We start from the raw sequence: 24,753 nt of genomic DNA, 5'->3' as shown, positions 1-24,753 counted from the left end.
GCCTACTGCGGGGCACTCGGCACAGCATCTCGCCGCACGGGTGCAAAGGGCACGATGCTCCGCATCGAACCCTCCGCCCCCGCACACCGAGCTACCGCACCGAGCACCTCCTCGCTACGGCGCGGAATTATCAGACACGCCCTAGCTCCAGGCGTCGTTCCAGCCCTCGATGGACGTCGCCGGCCGGGTGCCGGGCCCGGAGTAGATCGCGGACGGCCGAATCAGCCGCCCGGTCCGCTTCTGCTCCAGCACATGCGCGCTCCAGCCCGCAGTCCGCGCGCAGGTGAACATGGAGGTGAACATCGGCGGCGGGACCTCAGCGAAGTCGAGCACGATCGCGGCCCAGAACTCGACGTTGGTCTCGAGCACCCGGTCCGGACGGCGTTCGCGCAGCTCGGCCAGCGCGGCCTGCTCCAGCGCCTGCGCCACCTCGTACCGCGGGGCGGCCAACTCCTGCGCCGTACGCCGAAGCACACGCGCTCGCGGATCCTCAGCGCGGTACACCCGGTGCCCGAAGCCCATCAGCCGCTCACCGGCGTCCAGCAGGCCCTTCACATAGGCTCGCGCATCACCAGAGCGCTCGACCCCCTCGATCATGGTCAGCACCCGCGCCGGCGCACCGCCGTGCAGCGGGCCGGACATCGCGCCCACTGCACCCGACAGCGCCGCAGCGACGTCGGCACCGGTCGAAGCGATCACCCGGGCGGTGAAAGTGGAGGCGTTCATGCCGTGCTCGGCGGCGGACGTCCAGTACGCGTCGACGGCCTTCACGTGTTTCGGATCCGGCTCGCCGCGCCAGCGGATCATGAACCGCTCGGTGATCGTCTTCGCCTTGTCCACCTCACGTTGCGGCACCATCGGCTGCCCGATACCGCGGGCGGCCTGCGCGACGTACGACAGCGCCATCACGGCGGCGCGGGACAGGTCCTCGCGCGCTTGGACGTCGTCGATGTCGTACAGCGGCCGCAGGCCCCAGGCGGGCGCCAGCATCGCCAGCGCGGACTGGACGTCGACACGGATGTCACCGGTGTGCACCGGCAGCGGGAACGGCTCGGCCGGCGGCAGACCCGGGGTGAACGCTCCGTCGACCAGCAGGCCCCAGACGTTCTCGAACGGCACCCGACCGACCAGGTCCTCGATGTCCACGCCGCGGTAGCGCAGCGCCGACCCTTCCTTGTCCGGCTCGGCGATCTGCGTGTCGAACGCGATCACGCCTTCCAGCCCGTGCTGCACCTCGGTCTTCGGATCTGACATACCACTCCCTCGTCCTCATGGTCGGCGCTCAGTGAGCATAGTTCTCCCACGACACCTGGGTGTAACTTTCGTGGGCTGAATCGCATCGGGTAAAACGTGGAAACTCTGGTCGCCTACGCTGCGCCCCGGCCCGACTCGGCCGAGCGCGCCGCCCGCGTCGAGGCGTACTACGGTCGTGAAATCGGCCATAAGGCGTCCGACGCAGCTGCCCTGCCGGAGCTGTTCGCCGGCGACGACCTGTTCGAGGTGCAGTCGCCCGACGGCCCGGTGTGGAGCAACCGCCCGGTCGCAGCGCTCCTGTTCGCAGGTATCCCCGCCGCGCCGTCACCGCGCGGCTGGACGTACGCCGCCGCCTGCGGCTGGTTCCTGGCCGACAGTACGCCGTACGACGGTGTGGTCAGCCGAAGTCACATCGTGGCCGAGGGCAAGGAGGCCGATGTGCCAGCGGACCGAATCGACGAGGTGCTGAGTTGGCATCGCCGTACTGAAGGCATCAACCCGGTCCATGACATCTACGGCCAGTACTACCCGGCTCCACCGCCCGAGCTGGATTCGCTACCTGCTGTAGCTCGCCACCTGTTGAGCACACTCGTTCCGGCCGCAGGGCCGTCCGATGCGGCCAGATACGCCGTTGCGGTCCAGATCGAGCGGACTCTGCGCGACGCCGTCCGCAGCGGCCTCAAAGGCACGCAACTGCTTGACCACTTCTACGACGTCGAACACGTACGCCAGGCCGTTCCGCCGGTACGCCGTCCGCAGCGGCTCGCCGACGCGCCGGACCGGGACCGGATCGAGTTCCTGCTCGTAGACGTGGACGGTTTCGACAACCGAGCGCTGAGCACGCTGTGGGCCGCGTCCGTCGCCGGTGCGAGCTCCGCTGCGGCTGAGGCGATGCTGCGACAAGCGCTGCGGCGTGCGACGTTCGACCTGTTCCTGGCCGAGGTCAACAGGCACCTCAGTCCAGAAAGGGCAGCGCAGTAAGGTCAGCGGTGTGGACCTTGCGCAGATGCGGCAGACGTACGGCCTCGGCGAACTGCTCGAGGAGCAGCTGAACCCGGACCCGATCGAGCAGTTCGGCACCTGGCTTGCACAGGCGACCGACGCCGGTCTGCACGAGCCGAACGCGATGGTGCTGGCGACCGCGGACGCCGACGGCCGCCCTTCGGCGCGGACCGTACTGCTCAAGGGTCTCGACGAGCGTGGTCTGGTCTTCTACACCAACCAGCAGTCCCGTAAGGCCGATGAGCTCGCAGCGAACCCGCACTGCGCGATTGTCTTCCCCTGGCACGCGATGGAGCGTCAGGTCCGCATCGAGGGCACTGTCGCGAAACTGCCCACCGAAGAGGTCGACGCGTACTTCGCCGCCCGGCCGCGCGAGTCCCAGCTGGGAGCGTGGGCCTCCCAGCAGAGCCAGCCCGTCGAGTCCCGTGCGGAGCTCGATCTGCAGTACGCCTCGTACGAGCGCCAGTGGCCCGAAGGGACCGAGATCGCGACGCCGTACTTCTGGGGCGGGTACCGGGTCGAGCCGCACGCGTTCGAGTTCTGGCAGGGCCGGGTCGGTCGTCTGCACGACCGCCTGGCCTACCGCCGGACCAGCTCCGACTCCTCCTGGGAGCTGCTCCGGCTCCAACCTTGAGGCACCTCTGAGCTCTCCCGGATCCCGTACTTCTCCCACCAGCGCACCAGCGGCGCCGGCGCCCACCAGTTGACCCGGCCGAGCAGCCGCATCGTCGCCGGCACCAGCAGCGCCCGGACGACGGTCGCATCCAGCGCGATCGCGATCACCAGCCCGACCCCGATCATCTTCACGAACACGATGCCGGACGTCGAGAACGCCCCGACCACGATGATCAGCAGCAGGGCGGCGCTGGTGATGATCCCGCCGGTCCGCTGCAGGCCGAGCGCGACCGCCTGCGTGTTGTCACCGGTCCGGTCGTACTCCTCCCGGATCCGGCTGAGCAGGAACACCTCGTAGTCCATCGACAATCCGAACAGGACCGCGAACAGCAGCACCGGGTTGGTCGCGTCCAGGAAGCCGGCGGGGGTGAAGTCGAGCAGGCCGGACAGATTCCCGTCCTGGAAGATCCAGACCATCGCGCCGAACGCCGCCGACAGCGACAGCACGTTCATCAGCAGCGCCTTGGCCGGCAGGACGAACGATCCGAAGGCCAGGAACAGCAGGGCAAACGTGACCAGTACGACGAAACCGGCCATGTACGGCACCCGCTCGGCCAGGACGTCGAGCAGATCGACCAACGCGGCTGTCTCACCGCCGACCTGCGTCGATGTCCCACTCGGCGGTGCGACGGACCGCACGTCCTGGACGACGTCCCGCGCGGGCAACTCTTGTGACGTGAAATGCGTGTGCACGATGACCTCGGCGACGCCGTTCTGGTAGCCGCCGATCCGCACGTTCTCCACCTCGGCGACCCGGCCGAGCTCGGCCAGGTACGGCTGCAGCGCCGGCGCTGGGTCCGTCGGCGGCTGGTCGAATCGGACGGCGACGAACACATCCGACCCGCCCGCGCCCGCGAAGTCGCGTTGCAGTGTCTCGGTCACGGTCCGGGACTCCGCGCCGGACGGCAGGGCTCGGTGGTCGACACCGCCCAATTGCGCCTGCAGGAACGGAATGCCGAGGATCAGCAGCACCGGGACCAGGACGAGGACGTACCGCAGCGGCCGCCGCATCACGCTGTGCGCCAGGCGATACCAGGCGCCGTGGTGCACCTCGGCGACCGGAGCCGTCCGGCGGCGGCGCAGGAACGGCAGCCGCAGGTTGTTCACCCGGTGACCCAGCACCGCGAGCAGGGCGGGCAGTGCGGTCAACGCGGCCACCATCGCGACCACGACCGCCGCGACCCCGCCGTACGCCATCGAGCGCAAGAACATCACCGGGAACAGCGCCAGGCTGCTGATCGCGACGCCGACCGTGACACCGGAGAACGCGACCGTCCGGCCCGCCGTCGCCATCGTGACGCCCAGCGCGGTCTCGACATCATTGCCCTTGGCAAGTTCTTCGCGGAACCGGGTGACGATGAACAAGGCGTAGTCGATGGCCAGGCCAAGGCCGATCATCGTGACGATGTTGATCGAGAAGATCGAGACGTCGGTGATCGCCGACAACCCGCGCAGCAACACGAACGCGCCGAGGATGGCCAGCGCGCCGACGAACAACGGCAGCGACGCCGCGACCAGGCCGCCGAACACGACGATCAGCAGTACCAGCACGATCGGCATCGAGATCATCTCGGCCCGCACGATGTCCTGCTCGGTCTGGGTGTTCACCTCGTCGAAGACCGCGACCTCACCGCCGACCTGGGTCTCCAGCCCGGCCGGCCCGGACCGGAGCTGGTCGGCGATCCGGTGGAAGGTCGCCAGCCGCTCCTCGGACGTCGCGCCGGCCAGCGTCAGGACGGCGTACGTGCTGCGTTGGTCCTTCGAGACGAAGACTGGGGACTTGCTGCTCCAGTAGGTCGCCTTCTGAACGACGTCGGCGCCCGGGAGCGCGGCGAGGTCCTGCTCGACGGCGGCGCGGAACGCCGGGTCGGCGACGGTGCGGTCGGTGCTGCGGTAGAGCACGACCACGTCCGTGCCGGTCCGGCCGACGCTCTCCTCGATCGTGGCGACGGCGTTCGCGGCCTCGGTGTCGGGCGCGTCGAAGCCGCCGTTCGCGAGGGAACCGAAGACGCCGAGGCCCCAGGCCAGGCCGAGCGCGACGAACGCGGCGGTGAGGGCGAGCACCAGGCGGCGGCGCCGATAGCTGAAACGGCCGAGCGTCTCGAACACGAACACTCCCGAGGGGCGTAAAGTCAGGCGGAAAGATTTGAGTGAACACCGTTAACTGTTAACAGTGTTCACTCAAGGCTCGACGGTGTCAAGGAGTGTGGTGATGAACCGGCGTGACGAGGCGCGCGCAGCGACGCTGGCCGCGATCCTGGCGGCCGCGCGGCGGCTGCTGGTCAGCGGCGGCGTCGCGGCGATCGGCCTGCGGGCCGTCGCCCGCGAGGTGAACCTCACCGCCCCCGCGCTCTACCGGTACTTCCCGAGCCACGAGGCCCTGGTCACCCAGCTGGTCGCCGACCTGTACGACGAGCTCACGACCGCGCTGGTGGAGCTCGGCGGTGAGAGCGAGGGCGACCTCGGCGCCCAGCTCTACCTGCTCGCCAACGGCCTGCGGGACTGGGCGCTCGCACACCCGGCCGAGTTCGCCCTGCTGTTCGGTACGACGGTGCCCAGCCCGGACGCCGAGGATCACAACGACACCCCCGGCCACCAGGCCGCGATGCGCTTCGGGGCCCTGTTCAAGGAGTTGGTCGCGGCGATCTGGCACGAGAAGCCGTTCCCGTACCCGCCGGACGAGGTGCTCGGGTCGCAGCTGATCGCCCAGCTCAGCGCCGAGGCCGTGCATTTCCACGGGATGCCGCCGGGCGCCATCTACCTCGGCCTGACCTACTGGACGCGGCTCTACGGCCTGATCTGTATGGAGGTCTTCGGCCAGCTGCACTGGGTGCTGCCCGAAGCCGGCGCGTACTTCGAGGCCCAGCTCTACGAGATCGGCCTGGCGATGGGCCTGGACTGCCCGGCGCCTGAGTAGCTCGGGCCTGAGTCGATCGGTCCGGAACAGAAGAAACCCGCGGGCGCTTCCTGTCCGGTGCCGGATGGCAACGATCCAGGGCCAGGCGGACTACCTGGCTGCCCGCGGGTCCGGTGGCGGCGTTGGATTGGCCGACCACTTGCCCACATAGCTAGTGGTTGGCGGTCAGCCCGCCGCCACCTCACGAGTCCGGTAAGAATTCATTCTTAGGACCACCTCCCTTCGCGTGTACCGAAAACCTACGTCGGAGATGGCCCCCGTTCAACCGGTTTATGACCGAGAATCGGGCCCATGGTCTTGAGGCTGGGTCTGCCCGTCATCCTGCTGCTGGTCGGAACCGCGTGGTTCGCCTGGGCGTCGTACCGCCGGGCCGCCCAGGCCGAGCGCGCCCTGGCCGAGATGAACGCCGAACACCGGGCGTTGCTGCACGAGGTCAGGGCGCTCGAGCGGGCGGTCGCGGCTGCCGAGCAGGGCTTGCGTACGCTCAGCTCGCATCCGTCGGTGCCGCGCGATGTCGCGGTGACCGCCGACCTGACCCTCGCCGACGTCCGGCGACTGGTGGAACGCAAGGAGCTGGAAGACTGATGGCCAAGTTGGGGACCACCACGGTCAAGTCGAACGGCGGCGCCGTCGGCAAGGTGATCGGTTTCGTCGTCGTCGCGATCATCGTGATCATCGCGCTGTTCAACATCTTCAACTTCGCGGACACCGACGCGAACAAGATCGGCCTGCACTACGGCGGCGGCGTGGTCGAGGACAAGAAGTTCAAGTCGGTCATCCCGCCCGGCTCGACGAACAGCCTGATCGGCCCGGGTGACACCGTCTACGCGTACCCGATCGACCAGCGCTCGTACATCATCGGCGGCGCCGGCGCGGACACCGACGCGGGTGACGAGGTCACCGTGGTCAGCAAGGACAACGTCCGGCTCGGCGTCCGCGTGCAGGTGTACTTCACGCTGAACCGGACCGAGGAGACGCTGAAGTCGTTCCACGAGCGGATCGGCCTGAAGACCGACGCCTTCACCGAGCGCGGCTGGAATTCGATGCTGCAGTCGTACTTCCGGCCGCAGATCGACCGGGCGCTGTCCGCGGTCGCGACCAACTACGCCTGGGCCGAGCTCTACAACAACGAGGCGAAGAAGTCGGAGTTCCAGACGGCCGCGGCCAAGGAGTTCACCCGGCTGCTGCCGGCCGCCGTCGGCGGCGACTACTTCTGCGGGCCGAGCTACAACGGCGGTAACGCCTGTGGCGAGCTGTCCTTCACGGTGCAGAAGCCGACCCCGCTGGACAAGGGCATCATCGACGGCCTCGAGGCCAAGCAGCGCGCCGAGCTGGCCAAGGCCACCCAGGAGCAGACCAACCAGCGGGTCAACGTCGAGCTGGAGTCGGTGAAGAAGCAGGTCCAGATGCTCGGCGCGCAGGGCTACCTGCTGAAGACCGCGATCGAATCGGGCAAGATCCAGTTCATGGTCATTCCGCAGGGCACCAATGTCAGCGTCCCGACCGGTACGGCGACCCTGCCTGCGGAACGCTGATTTCATGAGTGCGCTGCCGTCACACCTGGAGCTCGTGCAGGGCGTCGTCCTGCCCAAGCCGGTCGGCGCGCACCCAGTGCTCGATTTCGTCAACACCCGCTCCGACTGGACCGTCCGCGGCCCGGCCCGGACCGAGTGGCTGACGTCGTACGAAGCCTTCCTGATCTGGAACTCCGCCGTCGGCCTGTTGTCGCCGGCGGCGGTCTTCCGGCTGATCGAGCAGGCCGGCGGGAAACCCACCGAGGCGGCCCGCCGGCTGACCGGCACGCTCGACTTCCGGATCGACCTGTACGACGTCCTGACCGGGCAGGCGACCGAAGGATCGTTCGAGGCGGTGGCGCGGGTGATCGAGAAGGCCTCCGGCCGCCGCCGATTCGTCCGGACCGAGGACGACGGCGCCGGCTGGGAGCTCCCCGAGGATCTGGCCCGCCCGCTCGACCATCTCGCCCTGCTGGCCGCCGAGCTGCTCACCAGCCACGAACGCGCCCACGTCCGCACCTGCCCCGGCTGCGGCTGGCTCTTCCTCGATGCCCGCGGCCGCCGCCGCTGGTGCTCGATGGCCACCTGCGGCAACCGCGCCAAAGTCCGCGCCCACGCCGCCCGAACGCGTTAGTTGAACAACGCTGGATCGACCAGGATCCAGGTTGCCCGGGCTCGGGCCAGCACTCGCCCGTCGGAGTCGTAGAGCGTGCTCGCGGTCAGCGTCTTCCGCCCGTCCTCGCTGAGTAGCTGCCCGAGGACGACGCACTCCTCGCCGGCCCGCGGCTGCGCGTCGATACCCACGGTCAGCTGACCCAGCACCGAGGGCCGGCCCTCCAGATCGATGGCCCACCCGCTCGGGCAATCCAGCGCCGCCCACACGTGCACCGGGTCGACCACGCCGCCCGGCGCGAGGTCGGCAGCCGGCACCCAGGTGCATGCTGTCCGCCCGTCGCCGAGCGGCCCGGGTTTCAGTTGCAGACCTGTCGGATTGGCCGGCCCGCAGACGAAGCAGCCGGGGAACGGGTGCTTGCCCAGGCCGCGGTAGGCGGACTCGGCAGCTGCGGCCTCCTCGAAGGACACAGGCTCGACGGTCGCGTCGGCCAGCAAGTCGGCCGGGACCGGCGCGCCGGTCGCTACCAACTGCTCCCCGTCGAGCAGGCGAACGACGGCGTCCGCCACCAGTTCGAGGTCGGTTTCGAGTGGCGGGGGCACTCGGAGCGTCACCTGGGGGACCTCGCCGGTGCCGAGCCGCGCGGCCAGCGCCACCCCGACCAGACCGGCGACATACCCGCCGTTCCCGGATTTGGCCGGACCTTGGAAGCGCCGCTCGACGCGCACCGAACTCATGTCCCCGACCCTAGCCACGAGGTTCCGGAACTCACCAGGAACCCAACAGGTATTTAAAGCGCACTCTCGCGCCTCCGCAGAGTGAGGGCCGAACAGGTGTGAGTAGCGGGAAGGGAGGGAAGGAAACGGATTTCAGGGAAATCTGAGGATTTCTCGGAAAGAGATGAGCTGAGCCCTCTGATTCAAACGACCGTTTGAACTATGCTGACTGCAGGCTACGGCGCGTGAGCAGGTGGGGTGCCTGGGCAAGCAGTAGCCGGGGGGAAGGAGAACTCTGTGGAGACACCGGTCGAATCGACCCGGGAACGATTGCTGAACATCGCCGAGCAGCGTTTCGGCGAGGGGGGATACGAAGGGACGTCGCTCCGTGCCATCACGGTCGCGGCGGCAGCGAATATCGCCGCGGTGAACTATCACTTCGGCTCGAAGGAGGCGCTGCTGCGCGCGGCGGTCGCCCGCGCGATGGCGCCGGTGAACACCGAACGGCGCCGCCGGCTCGACCAGCTGGAGGCCCGGGGCGCGCCGACCGCGGAGGATCTGATCCGCGCGTTCGTCGAGCCCGGCCTGGATCTGGTCCTGCGCCGCGGCGAGCGCGGCGCGGTGGTGGCCCGGTTCATCGGGCGGATCGCGTTCGACCCGAGCCAGCGGATCCGCGAGCTGTACGCCGCCGAGTCGGATCCGATCGAGTCGCGGTACCTGGCCGCGTTGCGGGCGGCGCTGCCGCATGCGGCGCCCGAGGCGGTCGCGTTCGGGTACGTGAACATGCTCGGTCTGCTCGCCCTGCACCAGTCCCAGGCGCTGACGCCGGCGCCCGGCGGCGCCGATGCGGAGGTGGCCGACACGGGCAAGCTCGCGGAGAACCTGATCGCGTTCCTGGTCGCGGCCTTCGACCGCGGTTTGCGGTCGTGACTGTCCAGAAATTGCTCACGGATGTTCGGACCGGTGGGTAACGCTGCATAATGGCGCTCCGTGGACCCCAGTGAAGTCGTGGTTGCCGTCGATCTCGGTGGAACCCGGATGAAGTGCGGCCTGGTCGCCGCGGACGGTGCCGTCGTGCACCGCGAGACCAGGCCCACACCCCGGGAGGCTGGGGGTCGCGCCGTGCTGGACGCTTTGCTGGAGACCGTGGTCGAGCTCTGGCAGAAAGCTACTGCGGACGGTCACCGGGTGCGTGCGATCGGTGTCGTCGTCCCGGGCATCATCGACGCCGACAACGGCACAGTCGTCGCGGAGAACCTGGCCTGGGCCGACCTGCCGGTCCGGGATGCCCTGGTGGCCGCAGTGGGCGCCGACGTACCGATCGTGCTCGCGCACGACGTCCGCGGCGGTGGGTACGCCGAGCTGCGCCAAGGGGCCCTGACTGGTACGACGAACTCGCTCTTCCTGCCGCTCGGCACCGGAATCGCCGCTGCGATGGTTGTCGACGGCTCACTGGTCAGCGGAGACGGTTACGCCGGTGAGCTCGGCCATACCCGTTTCATCCACGGTGACGCGGCTGAGCTGTGCGCCTGCGGCCAGTGGGGCTGTCTGGAGACAGTCGCCTCCGCAGCGGCCATCGCCCGCCGGTACGCCGCCCGCACGGGCCGGACTGTGGACGGCGCCCGCGAGGTGCTCGAACTGCTGGCCGCCGGGGACTCCGACGCCGCAGCGGTCTGGGAGGAGGCGCTGACCGTGCTGGTCGATGCGCTGGTCCTCTACACGACACTCGTCGCGCCGACCCGGATCGCCATCGGCGGTGGGCTGGTCGGCGCCGGTGAGACGCTGCTGCAGCCGCTGCGCGACGGCGTCCACGCGCGTCTGACGTTCCAGCGCGAGCCGGAGATCGTGGCCGCCGTGCTGGGTGAGGAGGCCGGCTGCCTCGGCGCCGCGCTGATGGCCTGGGATCGAGTCACTGCCGACGAAGAGAGTGGGGAACAGCCCGCATGACGACCTATCGGGTGGGGCGACTCGTCACCCCGGACGACGTGCTGGAAGGCGCCTGGGTCCAGGTCGTCGACCAGGACATCCTCGCCTACGGACGCCGCTCCGAGGGGATGCCGGCCGACGGACAGCGCCCGGTCGACCTCGGTGAGGTGACCCTCGTCCCCGGTTTCGTCGACATCCACACCCACGGCGGCGGCGGATCGTCGTACTCGACCACCGACCCGGAGGAGGCCCGCAAGGTCGCGGCCTTCCACGCCAAGCACGGTACGACGACGACCATGGCCAGCCTGGTCACCGGGCCGCTCGACGTCCTCGCGTCCCAGACGGCCTGTCTGGCCGATCTGGTCAAGGACGGCGTGATCGCCGGCGTCCACCTGGAGGGGCCGTTCCTGTCCGCGGCCCGCTGCGGTGCGCACGAGCCGACGCTGCTGCGGGACCCGGTGGCCGACGACGTCTCGAAGGTGCTCAGCGACGTCGTCCGGATGGTCACGATCGCTCCCGAGCTGGAGCACGGTCTGCAGGCGATCCGGCAGGTCGTGGACGCCGGTGCGGTCGCCGCGCTCGGCCACACCGATGCGACGTACGAGCAGATGATCGCCGGTGCGGACGCCGGCGCCACCGTCGCGACGCACCTGTTCAACGGGATGCGCCCGTTCCATCACCGCGACCCCGGCCCGGTCGGCGCCGCGATCAACGACGAGCGGTTGCTGCTCGAGGTGATCAACGACGGTATGCATCTGGATCCGCAGGTCGTCCGGGTCGCGCTGGCCGCGGCCGGCGTGCACCGGATCGCGCTCATCACCGACGCGATGGAGGCGACCGGGATGGGGAACGGCCGCTACAAGATCGGCGACCTCGAGGTCGACGTCAAGGACGGCCTGGCCACCCTCGCCGAACCGCCGCACTCGATCGCCGGCAGCACCCTGACCATGGATGTCGCCTTCCGGAACGCAGTCCAGGCCGGGACGTCGCTCGTCGACGCCGCCCGGATGGCCTCGACCACCCCGGCGCACGCCTTCGGCTGGTACGACGTCGGCGCGATCGAGACCGGCCGCCGGGCGGATCTGGTCGTCCTGGACGACGATTACGTCGTACAGAAGGTGATGCGGGCCGGCGCATGGCTCTGATCGGCACGGTCACCCTCAACCTGGCGCTCGACGTCACCTACGAGGTCGACGAGCTCACCGTCGGCGGCAGCCATCGGGTCGGCGCGATCCGCGAGCGCGCGGGCGGTAAGGGCGTGAACGTCGCCCGGGTCGCGGCGACGCTCGGGCATCAGGTGCTCGTCCTCGGGTTCGTCGGCGGGGTCGCCGGTGAAGCGGTGGCCGCCGAACTGTTCGACGCCGGGCTGACCGCGTTGCTGACTCCGATCCAGGGTGAGACCCGCCGGACGGTTGCCATCGTCAACGGAGTCGACGGGGACGCGACGATCTTCAACGAGGGCGGGCCAACGGTCTCTGCGGACGAGTGGCGCGCCTTCGGCGAGCGGATGCCCTGGGGCCGCCTCGGCGTCCTCGCCTGTTCGGGCAGTATCCCGCCGGGTCTGCCGGCCGACGCGTACGCCGAGCTCGCCGTCCGCGCCCGTCATCACGACGTGCTGTCGGTGATCGACGCCGGGGGAGCGGCTCTGGTCGCGGCCGCCAAGGCCGGGGCCGTGGTGCGCGCCAATGCCGCCGAACTGCGCGAAGCCCTTGGCGAGCTGGAGGTCGAGGACGGCGCTCAGCAGCTGGTCGGGCTGGGCGCGACCGCCGCCGTCATCACGGACGGCGCGCGTGGAATGGTTGCTGCAAGCAACAAGGGTGTGTGGCGCGCATTGCCGGTCGAGCGGGTGTCCGGCAATCCCACCGGGGCAGGCGATGCGTGTACGGCGGTCGTCGCCGCCGCGGTCGCCGAATCACCCGAGCCCGACTGGTCCGTCGTCCTGAAGTCGGCCGTCGCCGCGTCCGCCGCGGCTGTGCTGACACCCGTTGCCGGAGACATCGACCTGGCCGCGTACCGCCGCTGGCAGCCGCAGGTCACCGTAAAATAAGGGGAATCACATGCCGTTGGTATCTGGTGCCGAGGTCGTTCTGGCCGCCGCGAAAGCCGGCCGGGGGGTCGGCGCGTTCAACGTGATCCAGCTCGAGCACGCGACCGCGCTGATCGCCGGCGCCGAGCAGGCCGGGACGCCGGTCGTCCTGCAGATCAGTGAGAACGCGGTCAAGTACCACGGCGCGCTGAAGCCGATCGGCGTCGCCACCCTGGCCGCCGCGGCGGCGGCGTCCGTCCCGGTCGTCGTGCACCTCGACCACGCGATGGACCGCGACCTCGTCACCGAGGCCGTCGGCCTCGGCTTCACCTCGGTCATGTACGACGCCTCGAAACTCGAGTACGCCGACAACGTCGCCGCGACCACCGAGGTGACCAAGTTCTGCCACGACCACGGCGTCTTCGTCGAGGCCGAGATCGGCGAGGTCGGCGGTAAGGACGGCGTCCACGCGCCCGGCGCCCGGACCCGCCCCGACGAGGCTGTCGCGTTCGCCGAGGCCACCGGCGTCGACGCCCTCGCCGTCGCCGTCGGCTCCTCGCACGCGATGACCGAGCGCACCGCGAGCCTCGACTTCGACCTGATCGCCGACCTGCACGCCGCCGTCGCCGTCCCGCTCGTCCTGCACGGCTCTTCCGGCGTCGCCGACCCCGACCTCACCCGCGCTGTCGAAGCCGGCATGACCAAGGTCAACATCGCCACCCACCTCAACAACGTCTTCACCGCCTCGGTCCGCCAAACCCTGACCGACAACCCCGCCCTCGTCGACACCCGCAAGTATCTCGGCCCCGCCCGCGACGCAGTCGCCACCGAAGTCGCCCGCCTCCTCGCCCTCCTGAAGGCGTAGGCCGAACCGCCCCCACTCACCAGCATCGCGCAGTAGCGCCGGCCCCACGCTCAGCAGGCCCGGCCCGACCGGCGCGGCGGGAGGTTGGTGAGTGGTGCAGGTCCGCCCCTCAAGCGCGAATCGCCTCGTACCGCCGGAGGGCCTCGAGGCGGGCTTCGGCGTGGTCGACGATCGGGGCGGGGTAGCCGTCGGCGCCGCCGTGTTTCCAGGGTTCATGGGCCTGTTTGCCGGGCAGGTCACGGAGTTCGGGGATCCAGCGGCGGACGTACTCGCCCTGTGGGTCGAACTTGAGGCCCTGGGTGATCGGGTTGAAGATCCGGAAGTACGGCGAGGCGTCGGCGCCGCAGCCGGCGACCCACTGCCAGTTCAGTGAGTTCGAGGCCAGGTCGCCGTCGCGCAGCGTCTGCATGAACCAGCGGGCGCCGTACTTCCAGTGCACATGCAGGTCTTTGACCAGAAAGGAGGCGACGACCATCCGGACCCGGTTGTGCATGAAACCGGAGTCCTTGAGCTGCCGCATCCCGGCGTCCACGATCGGGAAGCCAGTCCGGCCCTGTTGCCAGGCTTCGAGCTGGTCGCCGGGTTCGTCGTACGCCATCCGGTCGAACTCGGGCCGGAGCGGTTTCCAGGCGGCGTGCGGATGGCGGGCCAGGAGGTCGGCGCAGAACTCGCGCCAGGCGAGTTCGCGGCGGTAGGCCTCGGCGCCCTGGCTGCGCTTGTGGGAGAGGTCGAAAAGCATTGTGCGTGGATGGATCTCACCCCATTTCAGCGGGATCGACATCCGGGAGGTGCTGTCGAGATCGGGGCGGTCCCGTTCGTCGTCGTACTGGGCGACGTCGTCGAGCCAGGTCTGCCAGTGCTCGCGGGCGGCATTCTCGCCGGCGGTGTCGTCGATCTTGGGGAGGTGGTCGCTCTTGGCTTCGAGCCAGTTGACGTCCGTCGGCGCGTCGACGGGTTTGCGCCAGCCGTGCTCCAGCCAGGCGCGGAAGTACGGCGTGAAGACCTGATAGGGCCGGCCTTGCTGGTTCTGGATGCGGCCGGGGGCGATCGCGTACGGCGAACCGGTCGCGACCAGCGGACACTTCAATGCGGCTTCAACTTCTTGATCGCGGCGTTGCCCGTACGGCGCGTAGTCCGCGCTGATGTGGACACTCGCGGCGCCGATCTCGTCCGCCAGCTCCGGAATCACCTGCGCCGGATCGCCGTGGCGGATCACCAGGCGGCCGCCCATTGCTTCCGACAACGCTGTCAACGAGGCGGTCAGGTGGTCGCGGCGCGGGTCGCCGGAACGCTCCCAGAGCAGGGGATCCACGACGAAGACGCCCAGGACGTCGCCGTCCCCGGCGCTCACGGCGTCCAGCAGGGCCGGATTGTCGGTCAGTCGAAGGTCGCGGCGGAACCACATCAGAGCTGTCACATCGGGCATCTAACGCCAGTACCCGTGCCTTATGCGGGCAGACTTGCCCGCATAAGCGAGAATGGTTGTCGTGAGCGAGCTGATCGATACCACCGAGATGTACCTGCGGACCGTCTACGAGCTGGAAGAAGAGGGCATCCTGCCGCTGCGCGCGCGGATCGCCGAACGGTTGCACCAGTCCGGGCCGACGGTCAGTCAGACGGTGGCGCGGATGGAGCGCGACGGTCTCGTCACGGTCGAGGGCGACCGGCACCTCGAGCTCACCCCCGTCGGGCGTAAGCAGGCGGTCCGGGTGATGCGCAAGCACCGCCTGGCCGAGCGGCTGCTGGTCGACGTGATCGGGCTCGAGTGGGAGGACGTGCACGCCGAGGCCTGCCGCTGGGAGCACGTGATGAGCGACGCGGTCGAGCTGCGGCTGCTGAAGATCCTGGACAACCCGACCGAGTCGCCGTACGGCAACCCGATCCCGGGCCTGGAGGAGCTGCTCAGCGACGGCCAGGCCAGCGCCACGGAGGACTTCCGGATCGGCGTCGAGCCGCTGGACAAGGTCCTCGACCAGGCCACCGGGCAGAGCGTCCGGGTGCTGGTCCGGCGGATCGCCGAGCCGGTACAGACCGACGACAGCGCGATGGCCGTCCTGCGCAAGGCCGGCGCCCTGCCGGGCCGCGAGGTCGACTCCGCGCTGGACGCCGAGGGCGTGCTGGTCGGCAGCCGCGAGGCCGGCGGCGTGATCAGCGACGAGACCGCCGGGCACATCTTCGTCAGCATCGTCTGACTCGGGTCAAAGCTCTGTTAACGCTGAGCACTCGATGCGGTACGTCGTGTGCTCAGCGGGTACCGTCTCGCTGAAATGTCCGAAAACGTCATCGACTGGCCCGAGTACCTGCGGGAGTTCCACACCGCGGCCCCGGGCAGCACCGAAGCCCTCCTGTCCCGAGCTGTCGCCGGCGATCACACGCCGTACCGGTGGCTGGTCCGCGCTGTCTCCGGCGAGGCGAGGCGCGTCCTCGACCTCGCCTGTGGAAACGGTCCGGTCGCCCGTGAGTTGTACGGGCGCTGGGTCGTGGGCGTCGACAACAACCCGGCCCAGCTGGCCGGTGCGCCTGGCCCGAAGGTCCAGGCCGACGCGCTGCACCTGCCGTTCGCGAACGAGGTCTTCGACGTCGTCACCTGTTCGATGGGGCTGATGGTGCTGCAGCCGCTGCCCGCCGTCCTGTCCGAGGCCGCGCGGGTGCTGCGCCGGGGCGGCGTCCTGGCGGCGATCGTCCCGGCGGTGCGGCCGCTGCGGCGCGGCGACATCCGCACGCTGAGCGGGCTGACCACGCGGCTGCGGTCGACACCGCAGTTCCCGGCCGGTGGCGAGATCACCGAGCTGAAGGAGAAGCTGCTGACCGCGGGCTTCGACGTGATGGAGAGCCAGCGCGAGCGGTACGTCTACACGATCCGCAGCCGTGACGACGCGCAGCGGCTGGTGAACGCGGTCTACCTGCCCGGCACGCCGGACGCCCGCCGCGACACCGCCGCCGAGTGGCTGGCCGATCGCGCGGAGTCCAAGGACGGGCTGGAGGTCGCGATCCCGATCCGCCGGATCACCGCGATGCGGACGAAGGTCGCCCTGACGTCCTGAGCTGACCACCTGACGAGTCAGTGGCCGGACGGCCCGCGCGGGGAAGTAGCGTGTGCCTGTGGGTGCGCTGAGCTGGTCCGTGCGGACGGTGGATCGGGCGCTCGACGGTGAGACGGTCTACCGCGAGCTGCTGGCCGACGAGCCGGTCGCGTTCTGGCTCGACGGCAGCCTGACCGATCGGGTCGAGCGGCGGGTCTCCGTACTGGGGACCGGGCCGGCGTCCGACGTACTGGTTCGGGATGCGGCTGACGGGGATGTGTTCGCTGAGCTGGCTGAGCTGCTCGCCGCGCGGGCTGCGCCGGCGCCTGCTGGGCTGGAGGGGTACTTCAGCGGTGGGTACGTCGGGTATTTCGGGTACGAGCTGAAGGCGCTGACCGGCGGCGCGGCCGCGCATACCGCCGCGACGCCGGACGCGTTGTGGATCTGGGCCGATCGGTTCGTGGTGATCGACCACGATCGGGAGATCAGCTTCCTGGTTGCCGCGGACGAGCGCTGGGTGGAGCGCGCGACGACGTCCGGCTGGTGGATGTCCGGGGTTGAGCGGCCGGCGATCGCGGAGCTGGACGTCGAGGCGCATCTCGAGCTGGATCGAGCGGCGTACCTGGCGGCGATCGGGCGCTGCATGACCGCGCTGGAGGCGGGGGAGACGTACGAGGTCTGTCTGACCAACCGGGTTCGGCTGCCGGCTGTCAACGACCCGTTCGGCTTCTTCTGCTGGCAGCGGGCCACGAACCCGGCGCCGTACGCGGCCTTCCTCCGATACGGCGAGCTGGCGGTGGCGAGTTCGTCGCCGGAGCGGTTCCTGACGGTGGACGGCGCGGGCTGGGCCGAGTGCCGGCCGATCAAGGGCACCGCGCCGCGGGACGCCGACCCGCAGGCGGACCAGATCGCCGCGAAGGCGCTGGCCGAGGACGAGAAGACCCGCGCCGAGAACCTGATGATCGTCGATCTGATCCGGAACGATCTCGGCCGGGTCAGCGATCCGGGGACGGTTCAGGTGCCGCAGCTGATGCAGGTCGAGAGCTATCGGACGCTGCATCAGCTGGTCACCACGGTCCGCGGCCGGTTGCGGGCCGGCGTGAGTGCGGTGGACGCCGTCCGCGCCTGTTTCCCACCGGGGTCGATGACGGGGGCGCCGAAGATTCGCACGATGGAGTTGCTCGACGAGCTGGAGCCGAGCGCCCGCGGGGTGTACTCGGGCGCGCTCGGCTATTTGACGCTGGACGGCCGGGCGGATCTCAGCGTGGTGATCCGGACGGCGGTGCTGACACCCGACGAGACGGTGATCGGCGCCGGGGGAGCGATCGTGCTCGACTCCGACGCGAACGCGGAGTACGACGAAATGGTGCTCAAGGCAACAGCTGCCCTGGGCCGAAAGGTGGGGGAATGAGCGGTTTGCTGGTGGCGGATTCGTTCCTGGTGGTGGACGGCGGGGTGCGGGGGCTCGATCTGCACCGGGAGCGGTTCGTCGGGTCGTGTGCCGCGGCCGGTGTCGACGCGGTGGCCTTCTGGGAGCAGCAGATCAACCGCCTGCCCGGCTTCGGCCGCTGGTTTCCCCGCTTCGAACTCCGCGACACCGGTGAGCTCGCCGTCCAGCGCCGCCCCGCACCGCCCACCGGCGGCCGCGTCCGGGTAGCCCTGCACGAAGGCCCCGACCCGCGCACCAGCCCCCGGGTCAAAGGCCCCGACCTGGCCCTCCTCGGCAAACTCAAGGACGCCGCCCCGCACCGAGCCGACGAACTCGTCCTCCTCGACTCCGACGGCACCGTCCTGGAAGCCGCCTACGCCGCCATCGCCTGGTGGGAAGGCGAAACCCTCTGCTTCCCACCCCCCACCAGCCCCCTCCTCCCTTCCGTAACCGCCACCCTCCTCCAATCCCTGGCCACCACCCACAACACCCCCACCGCCCACCACGCCCGCACCCCCGCCGACCTCCAATCCACCGAAGTCTGGCTCCTCAACTCCCTCCACGGCATCCGCCCCGTCCACGCCTGGAACAACTCCCCCATAGACCCCCTCCCCAACTCCACCGCCCCCCACTGGCAATCCCACCTCCATTCCCTCACCAAGCCCATCTAGCCCACCCCCACCACCCCGCGCCCGGCACCCACCCCGCGCGTCGGCCGGAAGAAGTAGTTCGTCAGGCCTGCGAACCGGGTGGTTGGCTGTGGGTGGGTGAGGGGGTTGGTTAGGGGGTGGGGAGGAGCCAGGTGTCGGCGAGGGAGGGGTCGTGGCCGGTGGCGGTGGGGTTGTGTTGGATGCGGAGGCGGAGGGTGGGGGTTTGGAGGGCGGGGGTGGTGATGTGGAGTTGGAAGGTTTCGAGGCCGGGGGTGGTGCGGGTGTGGGTGCGGCGGTGGACGAGGGTGTTGTTGACGCGGATGTCGTAGGACTTGGTTTGGGGGCCGTCGTAGGTTTCGACGAAGCGGAGCAGGTAGGGCTGGTTGGGGCGCGAGGTCAGGGTGTACTCGAACCAGCTGTTGGGGACGGCGATACCTGAGTAGCGGCGGGTTCGGCCGGCTTCGATGCCGGTGCCGGAGTTGGGGCCTGGGGTTAGTTCGTGGGCGGCTTCGGAGGACGCGACGCCCAGGTCGATGTAGTCGACGGCGTTCGGGGGCGTGAGGGATTGGGTGATGGTGAAGGGCACGTTGGTGAAGGCCAGTTCACCGCGCGCGTCCGTGAAGCCCGCGCGGAACGACATCGCGGTCGCGTTACCCGCCAGCGGAATGACCACCGGTACGGCGATGCGCGTCTCGCCCCCGGCCGCAATGGTCACCTCCTGGGACGGCGCCGGCGTCGCCCACCCATCCGGTACGTCGACCTTCAGCCGGCCCGAGATCGCAGCGGACGACGTGTTCCGCACCAGAGCCGAGATCGACGTCGACGTACCAGGCTCACCGGACGCCGGCTGCGCCGTACCCGACTCAACAGCTACCGGCACCGGCGACGCCACGAACGAATAGGACCCGGACCCGACGGTCACGGTCACCGTGTCCCCGGAGTCGACCACGTCGCGCACCTGGTCGGCCGACGACAGCGGCCCGCCGCCCTCGGTCACCAGCGCCGGTGCGGACGCCGGGATTCGCACCGTCGCGGTCGTGTTCCCCGGCACCCGCACATCCAGCCGAACCCCGCCCGACGCCAACCGAGTCCAATGACTACGGATCTCCCCGTACGGCGTCCCGTGCCGCAGGTCCGCCGCACCGATCCCCGTCCCCAGCACCGGTGCGATCAACGCCTTCCGGTATCCAGGCGTCTCCGCGGACACCCCGGCCAGCGTCCGGTACATCCACTCGCCGACCGCGCCGTACGCGTAGTGGTTGAAGGAGTTCATCCCGACCGGGCCGACCTCGCCGTTCTCGTCCATCGAGTCCCAGCGCTCCCAGATCGTGGTGGCGCCCATCGCCACCTCGAACCCCCACGAAGGTTTCGTTGTCTTGAGCAACAACTCGTACGCGAGATCGGCGCGCCCGATCTTCGTCAGCGCCGGCAACAGCCCGTCGACCCCGAGGAAGCCGACGGTCAGCGACGTCCCGGCCCGCTGGATCGCGTCGACGAACCGGCCGTGCAGCGCGGCGCTCCGATCGGCCGGCACCAGATCGTTGGTGATGGACAGGATGTAGCCGGTCTGGGTGTCACCCTCGACGCGTCCGTCCGCCCTCACGAACTTCGCGATATAAGCGGCCTTGATGCTCTCGTACAGCTGCTGGTACCTGGTCGCGTCCGCAGTCCGCCCGGTCGCGGTCGCCATTTGACTCAGCTCACGAATGCTCTTGGCGTAGAAGGCCGTCCCGACCAGCTCGGCTGGTGTCCCCGGCGCGGCGTCCAAGTTGAGCCAGTCGTTGTACATGCCGCCGTGCCGGATGAATCCGTCGTCGGTCCGCTCCAGATAGTCGGCGTACAACGCCATCGACCAGTAGTGCTCGTCGATGATCGCGGTGTCCCCGTAGGCCTGCCACAGCGTCCACGGCACGTGGATGCCGGCGTCCATCCAGCCCGCGTTTCCGAGGCCGCCGTCGATCGCCTCGGGCACGGTCGGGGCGACGCTCGGATAGGCGCCGTGCAGGTTCGGGTTGCCCGGGTTCCACTGCTGTTCGGTGCGCAGGTCCCGCAGCCACTTGGTCAGGAAGGCCTGGGAGTCCTGGTTGTAGACGGCGGTCCGCGCGAAGACGTTGATGTCACCCGTCCAGCCGAGCTTCTCGTCCCGCGCCGGGGTGTCGGTCGGGATCGACAGGAAGTTGCCGCGCTGACCCCAGGTGATGTTGCTGTGCAGTTGGTTGACCATCGCGGAGTCCGTGCTGAACTGGCTGGTCGACGGCGCGTCCGTACCGAGCACGATGCCCTTGACCGCACTGGCCGGCGGCGCGCTCGGCAGTCCGCTGATCTCGATGTACCGGAACCCGTGGAACGTGAACCGGGCCTGGAAGGTCTCCGGTCCGGAGGTCGCGAACGTGTAGTGGTCGGTCGACCGGGCCGTGCGCAGATTGTCGGTGTAGAACTTCCCGTGCCGCAGCACCTCGGCGTACCGAATCCGGACCGACGTTCCCGGCGTACCGGTCAACGTGATCCGGCTGACCCCGACCATGTTCTGGCCGAGGTCGTACACGTACGTCCCCGGGGTCGACGACGGCACACTGGTCGCGGTGCGCTCCTGCGTGACCCGCACCGGCTGGTCCGTCTGCGGCACCAGCCTGCTGGTCACGGACGGACGCAGTACGACGGGCCCCCACCCGGATGCGTCGTATCCGGGCTGGTCCCAGCCGGCCCGCGCCTGCCGCGCGTCGTACGCCTCACCGTCGATCAGGTCCGCTGCGCGGGTAGCGCCCTGCGCCGTCCGCCAGCTGGAGTCGGTGCCGAACACCTCGGTACTACCGTCGGTATAGGTCACCCGCAGCTGTGCGGAGACTGCAGTGTTGGCGCCGTACCGGTTGCCGCTCACATGCGCCAGCCGACCGGCGAACCAGCCCTTCGCCACTTCTGCACCGATGACGTTCGCACCGCTGCGCAGGAGGGACGTGACGTCGTAGGTCTGCGACTGGATCCGTAGCCGGTAGTCGGTCCAGCCTGGCGCGAGATAGTGGTCGCCGACCTTCGCGCCGTTCAGCCGAAGCTCGTAGACGCCCTGAGCAGAGGCGTGCAACCGAGCCCGCGCTACGGTCTTGTTGAGCTGCACCTCCTTGCGGAACAGCGGCAGTCGATTGGTCGGGTACCAGACCACGTTCTCGGTGTTCGGGAACGCCTCGGAGAACGTCACGTCCAGACCGCCCTCGGCACGGACCTGTCCGGTCGGGAACGTCGCATCCCCCGGCCGGAAGTCGGTGTCGATCAGAACCTTGCCCGCCGTGTTCACCACCTTCAGCCGATGCACAACCCCGCGCTCCCGGTCAGCTACCCGGAACCCGACAGTCCCGGCGCCGTTGTGGTCGCCCAGCCGTCGCTGGTCCACCTGCCGGCCGTCGATGTGGGTCGTGATCAGGTCGCCCGCAACAGAGATCTTCAGGTTGTGCCGCTGACCCAGATCGATACCAGGCAGTCCGATCTCGGCCACCACGCGGTACTTGCCATCGGCGAACCGCACGTGCGGGCGGAGCCGCCCTTGAGCACGGCTCAGCTGCCACATGTACGCGCCGCCGTTGCCGCCGCGGAAGAACACCCCGAGCCCGCCGTCGGTGACCGAGACATCGGTGTCGATCGTGTAGTCGGTCCAGTCCGCACCGGTCGCCTCGTTCGCACCGATCCAGTCCCCATGCCAGTCCGACGGTTGCAGCGCACCCGTCTCGAACGTCGCCGTCGGGCTCCACTCGGACGCCGTACCCAGCTCGTCCCAGACCCGCACCGACCAGAAGTACGCCGTGTACGGCGTCAGCTCCGGCCCGCCGTACGTGACGTCGACCGAGCGATCGGAGGTCACCGTACCGCTGTCCCAGACGTCCGGACTGGTCAGTTTGGCCGGTGTGGAGGCGACGTGGATCTCGTACCGGCTCTGCAGCAGTCCACGCCGGGCAGCGTCCAGCCGCCAGCTCAACCGGGGCTTCTCCCGGCTGACGGCGAGGGGGTCGGTCAGACCGTTGGTCCGCAGCCCTGAGACGGCCGGGGCGACGGCCGCGGCGGCGGTCATCGGGACGGCGACCAGCAGCGAGGTGAGCAATGCGACCAAACAGAGCCAGCTTCGAGTGCGCACTGGAAACCTCCGGGGTGTGGTGTGTGCACGCATCCCACCGCGTTCGGGCCGCGACCGTACATCGCGGTGACCGGATCCGGTCGCCCTTATCAGCAGCATCGAAGGACGGCTTGTAAATGTGATATCAGTTTGCTACCTTCAAGACATCGAAGGGAGTGGGACATGATCGACGTGGATGTGGTGGAGATGCCGGCGCCGAAGGTGCGCGAGCGGGCGGCGCGCGAGGTCAACGGCTGGCCGATGGCCGGCGCGGCCTTCGTGCTGGTGGTCGGCGGTGGCGCGCTGTTCAGCGTCGGGGCGGTACAGGGGGCCGTCCCGATCGTCGTGGTGGGGGTGGCGGCCTTCCTGGCCGGCGCCTTTCTGGCGGCGGGGCTGACGCCGGTCGCGCCGGGCCGGGCGCGGGTGCTGCAGATCCTCGGGCGGTACGCCGGGACGCTGCGCACCGACGGGCTGCGCTGGGTGAACCCGATCAGCTCCCGGCACGAGGTCTCGACCCGGATCCGGAACCACGAGACGGCCGTTGCCAAGGTCAACGATGCCGACGGCAACCCGATCGAGATCGCGGCGGTGGTGGTCTGGCAGGTCGAGGACACCGCGCAGGCGATGTTCGAGGTGGACGACTTCGTCGAGTTCGTCGCGATCCAGACCGAGACCGCCGTCCGGCACATCGCGAACAGCTACCCGTACGACGTGCACACCGACGAGGGCGGGATGTCGTTGCGGGACAGCACCGACGAGATCACCGAGACGCTGTCGACCGAGGTCGGCGTCCGGGTCCAGGCGGCCGGCGTCCGCATCATCGAGTCCCGGATCACCCACCTGGCGTACGCGCCGGAGATCGCGCAGGCGATGTTGCGCCGCCAGCAGGCGGGCGCCGTCGTCGCGGCCCGGCAGCGGATCGTCGAAGGCGCGGTCGGCATGGTCGAGCTCGCGCTGGATCGGCTGTCCGAGCACAACGTGGTCGAGCTCGACGAGGAGCGCAAGGCGACCATGGTCAGCAACCTGCTGGTCGTGCTGTGTGGTGACCGGGACGCCCAGCCCGTGGTCAACACCGGTTCGCTCTACCAGTAAGCGGCCGTCATGGCCGTGGAACGCAAGAAGATCCTGCTCCGGCTGGATCCCGGTGTGCACGACGCGCTCGCGCGCTGGGCGGCCGACGACCTGCGCAGCACCAATGCCCAGATCGAGTTCCTGCTCCGGCGGGCGCTGGCCGAGGCCGGCCGGCTCCCGTCGGGCGTCGGTAAACAACGCGGTCCGGGCCGTCCGGCCAAGGGGGACGAGGATGAGTGAGACGATGATGATGATGAGTCGAGTGCGGCGGCCGGCGGGGGTCGGGGCGCCTTCGGTGCCTTCGGCGCTGGCGGCGCGGATGTTCTTACTGGCTTACGATCCGGCCAAGGGGCGGCTGACGGCGAAGGCCAAGCTCGGCCGTACGCTGCGGGCCGCCGCGCTGATCGATCTGCAGCTCCGGGGGAACCTTGCCGATGACAACGGCAAGGCGCGGGTCGAGTCGAAGGCGGCGGTCCCGACCGACGAGGTGCTGATCGGCATTCTCGCCGATATCGAGGCCTCCCGGCCGAAGAAGTGGCGGGCCTGGATCGATCGCCGGCAGGGCGCGATCCTGCGCCAGGTCCGCGACGGGCTCGAGCAGGAGCAGGTGATCAAGGTCGAGCGCGGCCGGTTGTTCGGCCTGATCCCGATCGACCGGGTCGCCGTCCGGCATCCGCTCGTGCGGCGGCAGTTGGCGCAGCGGGCGACCGACGTACTGCGTCCGTCCCGCCCGGTCAGTCAGGTCGACCTGCGGGATGCGGCGCTGATCGTGCTGGCGGCGACCGCGGATCTGCGGGTCGTGCTGACCAAGGAGCAGCAGCGGCAGCACAAGAACCGCCTGGCTCAGTTGGCGGTTCGGGTCGGGCCGGTGGCTCCGGCGCTCAAGAAGGCCCTGCAGGCCGCTCAGCACGCGTCCTCGGGCGCAGCTTGACCGATCGGGTTGACCGGTTAGGCCCCGGCGGTGCTATGGTTC

General features: G+C 69.5%; 23 protein-coding genes. 18 read left to right on the top strand and 5 right to left on the bottom strand.

What is annotated here, in order from left to right:
* Positions 1-141: 141 nt before the first annotated feature.
* The gene (locus HPO96_RS29900; RefSeq protein WP_171677698.1) at positions 142-1,254 is read right to left on the bottom strand and encodes a citrate synthase 2; all 1,113 of its coding nucleotides are present in this window, start codon (positions 1,252-1,254) and stop codon (positions 142-144) included.
* Between the two features lie 96 nt (positions 1,255-1,350).
* Here HPO96_RS29900 and HPO96_RS29895 point away from each other — a divergent pair, with 96 nt between their 5' ends.
* Both HPO96_RS29895 and pdxH read left to right on the top strand, forming a co-directional pair.
* Positions 1,351-2,235, top strand: a complete 885-nt coding sequence (locus tag HPO96_RS29895; protein ID WP_171677349.1) for a hypothetical protein — start codon at positions 1,351-1,353, stop codon at positions 2,233-2,235.
* 10 nt (positions 2,236-2,245) lie between these two features.
* Positions 2,246-2,890, top strand: coding sequence for a pyridoxamine 5'-phosphate oxidase (gene pdxH, locus HPO96_RS29890; protein ID WP_337796865.1), 645 nt, complete (start codon positions 2,246-2,248; stop codon positions 2,888-2,890).
* Here the strand turns inward: pdxH and HPO96_RS29885 are convergent.
* Positions 2,836-5,040, bottom strand: a complete 2,205-nt coding sequence (locus HPO96_RS29885) for an MMPL family transporter (protein ID WP_171677697.1) — start codon at positions 5,038-5,040, stop codon at positions 2,836-2,838. The two genes, pdxH and HPO96_RS29885, sit on opposite strands and share 55 nt — an antisense overlap.
* A gap of 103 nt (positions 5,041-5,143) precedes the next feature.
* Here HPO96_RS29885 and HPO96_RS29880 point away from each other — a divergent pair, with 103 nt between their 5' ends.
* From HPO96_RS29880 to HPO96_RS29865, 4 genes are all read left to right on the top strand, one after another.
* Entirely contained in the window at positions 5,144-5,848 is a 705-nt protein-coding gene (locus tag HPO96_RS29880; protein ID WP_171677696.1) for a TetR/AcrR family transcriptional regulator, read from the top strand.
* A gap of 291 nt (positions 5,849-6,139) precedes the next feature.
* Complete coding sequence (locus tag HPO96_RS29875) at positions 6,140-6,433, top strand: hypothetical protein (RefSeq protein WP_202886561.1); 294 nt, start codon at positions 6,140-6,142, stop codon at positions 6,431-6,433.
* Positions 6,433-7,383, top strand: a complete 951-nt coding sequence (locus HPO96_RS29870) for an SPFH domain-containing protein (protein ID WP_171677695.1) — start codon at positions 6,433-6,435, stop codon at positions 7,381-7,383. Before HPO96_RS29875 ends, HPO96_RS29870 begins: the two co-directional genes overlap by 1 nt.
* 4 nt (positions 7,384-7,387) lie before the next feature.
* Positions 7,388-7,996, top strand: a complete 609-nt coding sequence (locus tag HPO96_RS29865; RefSeq protein WP_171677694.1) for a CGNR zinc finger domain-containing protein — start codon at positions 7,388-7,390, stop codon at positions 7,994-7,996.
* On the opposite strand, the gene HPO96_RS29860 is transcribed toward HPO96_RS29865, so the two are convergent.
* Positions 7,993-8,712: a hotdog family protein gene (locus tag HPO96_RS29860; protein ID WP_171677693.1), complete on the bottom strand. Its 720-nt coding sequence runs from the start codon at positions 8,710-8,712 to the stop codon at positions 7,993-7,995. The genes HPO96_RS29865 and HPO96_RS29860 overlap by 4 nt on opposite strands.
* Positions 8,713-8,988: 276 nt before the next feature.
* Here HPO96_RS29860 and HPO96_RS29855 point away from each other — a divergent pair, with 276 nt between their 5' ends.
* The 5 genes from HPO96_RS29855 to HPO96_RS29835 are packed head-to-tail and all read left to right on the top strand — an operon-like array spanning position 8,989 to position 13,508.
* Positions 8,989-9,621 carry a TetR family transcriptional regulator gene (locus HPO96_RS29855; protein WP_171677692.1) on the top strand — a complete coding sequence of 211 codons (633 nt, stop codon included), beginning with the start codon at positions 8,989-8,991 and terminating at the stop codon, positions 9,619-9,621.
* A 60-nt stretch (positions 9,622-9,681) separates the two neighbouring features.
* Positions 9,682-10,638, top strand: coding sequence for an ROK family protein (locus HPO96_RS29850; protein WP_337796864.1), 957 nt, complete (start codon positions 9,682-9,684; stop codon positions 10,636-10,638).
* On the top strand, positions 10,635-11,762 hold the full coding sequence (gene nagA / locus HPO96_RS29845) for an N-acetylglucosamine-6-phosphate deacetylase (RefSeq protein WP_171677691.1): 1,128 nt from the start codon (positions 10,635-10,637) through the stop codon (positions 11,760-11,762). The genes HPO96_RS29850 and nagA overlap by 4 nt, the downstream gene beginning before the upstream one ends.
* The gene (locus tag HPO96_RS29840) at positions 11,753-12,664 is read left to right on the top strand and encodes a 1-phosphofructokinase family hexose kinase (protein WP_238355632.1); all 912 of its coding nucleotides are present in this window, start codon (positions 11,753-11,755) and stop codon (positions 12,662-12,664) included. The genes nagA and HPO96_RS29840 overlap by 10 nt, the downstream gene beginning before the upstream one ends.
* Positions 12,665-12,674: 10 nt before the next feature.
* Complete coding sequence (locus HPO96_RS29835) at positions 12,675-13,508, top strand: class II fructose-bisphosphate aldolase (protein WP_171677690.1); 834 nt, start codon at positions 12,675-12,677, stop codon at positions 13,506-13,508.
* Between the two features lie 109 nt (positions 13,509-13,617).
* On the opposite strand, the gene HPO96_RS29830 is transcribed toward HPO96_RS29835, so the two are convergent.
* Complete coding sequence (locus HPO96_RS29830; protein WP_171677689.1) at positions 13,618-14,934, bottom strand: cryptochrome/photolyase family protein; 1,317 nt, start codon at positions 14,932-14,934, stop codon at positions 13,618-13,620.
* A gap of 52 nt (positions 14,935-14,986) precedes the next feature.
* On the opposite strand from HPO96_RS29830, the gene HPO96_RS29825 reads away from it, so the two are divergent.
* From HPO96_RS29825 to HPO96_RS29810, 4 genes are all read left to right on the top strand, one after another.
* Entirely contained in the window at positions 14,987-15,700 is a 714-nt protein-coding gene (locus HPO96_RS29825) for an iron-dependent transcriptional repressor DtxR (protein ID WP_171677688.1), read from the top strand.
* Between the two features lie 75 nt (positions 15,701-15,775).
* The gene (locus HPO96_RS29820) at positions 15,776-16,552 is read left to right on the top strand and encodes a class I SAM-dependent methyltransferase (protein WP_171677687.1); all 777 of its coding nucleotides are present in this window, start codon (positions 15,776-15,778) and stop codon (positions 16,550-16,552) included.
* Between the two features lie 58 nt (positions 16,553-16,610).
* On the top strand, positions 16,611-17,942 hold the full coding sequence (pabB, locus tag HPO96_RS29815) for an aminodeoxychorismate synthase component I (RefSeq protein WP_171677686.1): 1,332 nt from the start codon (positions 16,611-16,613) through the stop codon (positions 17,940-17,942).
* Complete coding sequence (locus HPO96_RS29810; RefSeq protein WP_171677685.1) at positions 17,939-18,631, top strand: aminotransferase class IV; 693 nt, start codon at positions 17,939-17,941, stop codon at positions 18,629-18,631. The genes pabB and HPO96_RS29810 overlap by 4 nt, the downstream gene beginning before the upstream one ends.
* A gap of 109 nt (positions 18,632-18,740) precedes the next feature.
* On the opposite strand, the gene HPO96_RS29805 is transcribed toward HPO96_RS29810, so the two are convergent.
* Positions 18,741-22,730 (bottom strand): family 78 glycoside hydrolase catalytic domain, encoded by a 3,990-nt coding sequence (locus HPO96_RS29805; protein WP_337796862.1) that lies wholly within the window; start codon positions 22,728-22,730, stop codon positions 18,741-18,743.
* A gap of 162 nt (positions 22,731-22,892) precedes the next feature.
* Here HPO96_RS29805 and HPO96_RS29800 point away from each other — a divergent pair, with 162 nt between their 5' ends.
* From HPO96_RS29800 to HPO96_RS29790, 3 genes are read left to right on the top strand one after another with little or no spacing between them, the layout of a single operon-like run.
* Positions 22,893-23,801 carry an SPFH domain-containing protein gene (locus HPO96_RS29800; protein ID WP_171677683.1) on the top strand — a complete coding sequence of 303 codons (909 nt, stop codon included), beginning with the start codon at positions 22,893-22,895 and terminating at the stop codon, positions 23,799-23,801.
* 9 nt (positions 23,802-23,810) lie between these two features.
* Positions 23,811-24,020 (top strand): type II toxin-antitoxin system antitoxin, encoded by a 210-nt coding sequence (locus HPO96_RS29795; protein WP_171677682.1) that lies wholly within the window; start codon positions 23,811-23,813, stop codon positions 24,018-24,020.
* Positions 24,013-24,711, top strand: a complete 699-nt coding sequence (locus HPO96_RS29790) for a GOLPH3/VPS74 family protein (protein ID WP_171677681.1) — start codon at positions 24,013-24,015, stop codon at positions 24,709-24,711. The genes HPO96_RS29795 and HPO96_RS29790 overlap by 8 nt, the downstream gene beginning before the upstream one ends.
* Positions 24,712-24,753: the final 42 nt, after the last annotated feature.

Origin of the sequence: Kribbella sandramycini, from assembly GCF_013131805.1 — a bacterium.
GTDB lineage: Bacteria > Actinomycetota > Actinomycetes > Propionibacteriales > Kribbellaceae > Kribbella > Kribbella sandramycini.
This window is presented reverse-complemented; position numbering and strand designations above follow the sequence as displayed.

Excerpts from the sequence above, each read along its gene's own strand:
- HPO96_RS29900 (WP_171677698.1), bottom strand. The coding sequence starts at position 1,254 with ATGTCAGATCCGAAGACCGAGGTGCAGCACGGGCTGGAAGGCGTGATC.
- HPO96_RS29880 (WP_171677696.1), top strand. The coding sequence starts at position 5,144 with ATGAACCGGCGTGACGAGGCGCGCGCAGCGACGCTGGCCGCGATCCTG.
- HPO96_RS29875 (WP_202886561.1), top strand. The coding sequence starts at position 6,140 with ATGGTCTTGAGGCTGGGTCTGCCCGTCATCCTGCTGCTGGTCGGAACC.
- HPO96_RS29870 (WP_171677695.1), top strand. The coding sequence starts at position 6,433 with ATGGCCAAGTTGGGGACCACCACGGTCAAGTCGAACGGCGGCGCCGTC.
- HPO96_RS29865 (WP_171677694.1), top strand. The coding sequence starts at position 7,388 with ATGAGTGCGCTGCCGTCACACCTGGAGCTCGTGCAGGGCGTCGTCCTG.
- HPO96_RS29860 (WP_171677693.1), bottom strand. The coding sequence starts at position 8,712 with ATGAGTTCGGTGCGCGTCGAGCGGCGCTTCCAAGGTCCGGCCAAATCC.
- nagA (WP_171677691.1), top strand. The coding sequence starts at position 10,635 with ATGACGACCTATCGGGTGGGGCGACTCGTCACCCCGGACGACGTGCTG.
- HPO96_RS29840 (WP_238355632.1), top strand. The coding sequence starts at position 11,753 with ATGGCTCTGATCGGCACGGTCACCCTCAACCTGGCGCTCGACGTCACC.
- HPO96_RS29835 (WP_171677690.1), top strand. The coding sequence starts at position 12,675 with ATGCCGTTGGTATCTGGTGCCGAGGTCGTTCTGGCCGCCGCGAAAGCC.
- HPO96_RS29830 (WP_171677689.1), bottom strand. The coding sequence starts at position 14,934 with ATGCCCGATGTGACAGCTCTGATGTGGTTCCGCCGCGACCTTCGACTG.
- HPO96_RS29825 (WP_171677688.1), top strand. The coding sequence starts at position 14,987 with ATGGTTGTCGTGAGCGAGCTGATCGATACCACCGAGATGTACCTGCGG.
- HPO96_RS29820 (WP_171677687.1), top strand. The coding sequence starts at position 15,776 with ATGTCCGAAAACGTCATCGACTGGCCCGAGTACCTGCGGGAGTTCCAC.
- HPO96_RS29810 (WP_171677685.1), top strand. The coding sequence starts at position 17,939 with ATGAGCGGTTTGCTGGTGGCGGATTCGTTCCTGGTGGTGGACGGCGGG.
- HPO96_RS29800 (WP_171677683.1), top strand. The coding sequence starts at position 22,893 with ATGATCGACGTGGATGTGGTGGAGATGCCGGCGCCGAAGGTGCGCGAG.
- HPO96_RS29795 (WP_171677682.1), top strand. The coding sequence starts at position 23,811 with ATGGCCGTGGAACGCAAGAAGATCCTGCTCCGGCTGGATCCCGGTGTG.
- HPO96_RS29790 (WP_171677681.1), top strand. The coding sequence starts at position 24,013 with ATGAGTGAGACGATGATGATGATGAGTCGAGTGCGGCGGCCGGCGGGG.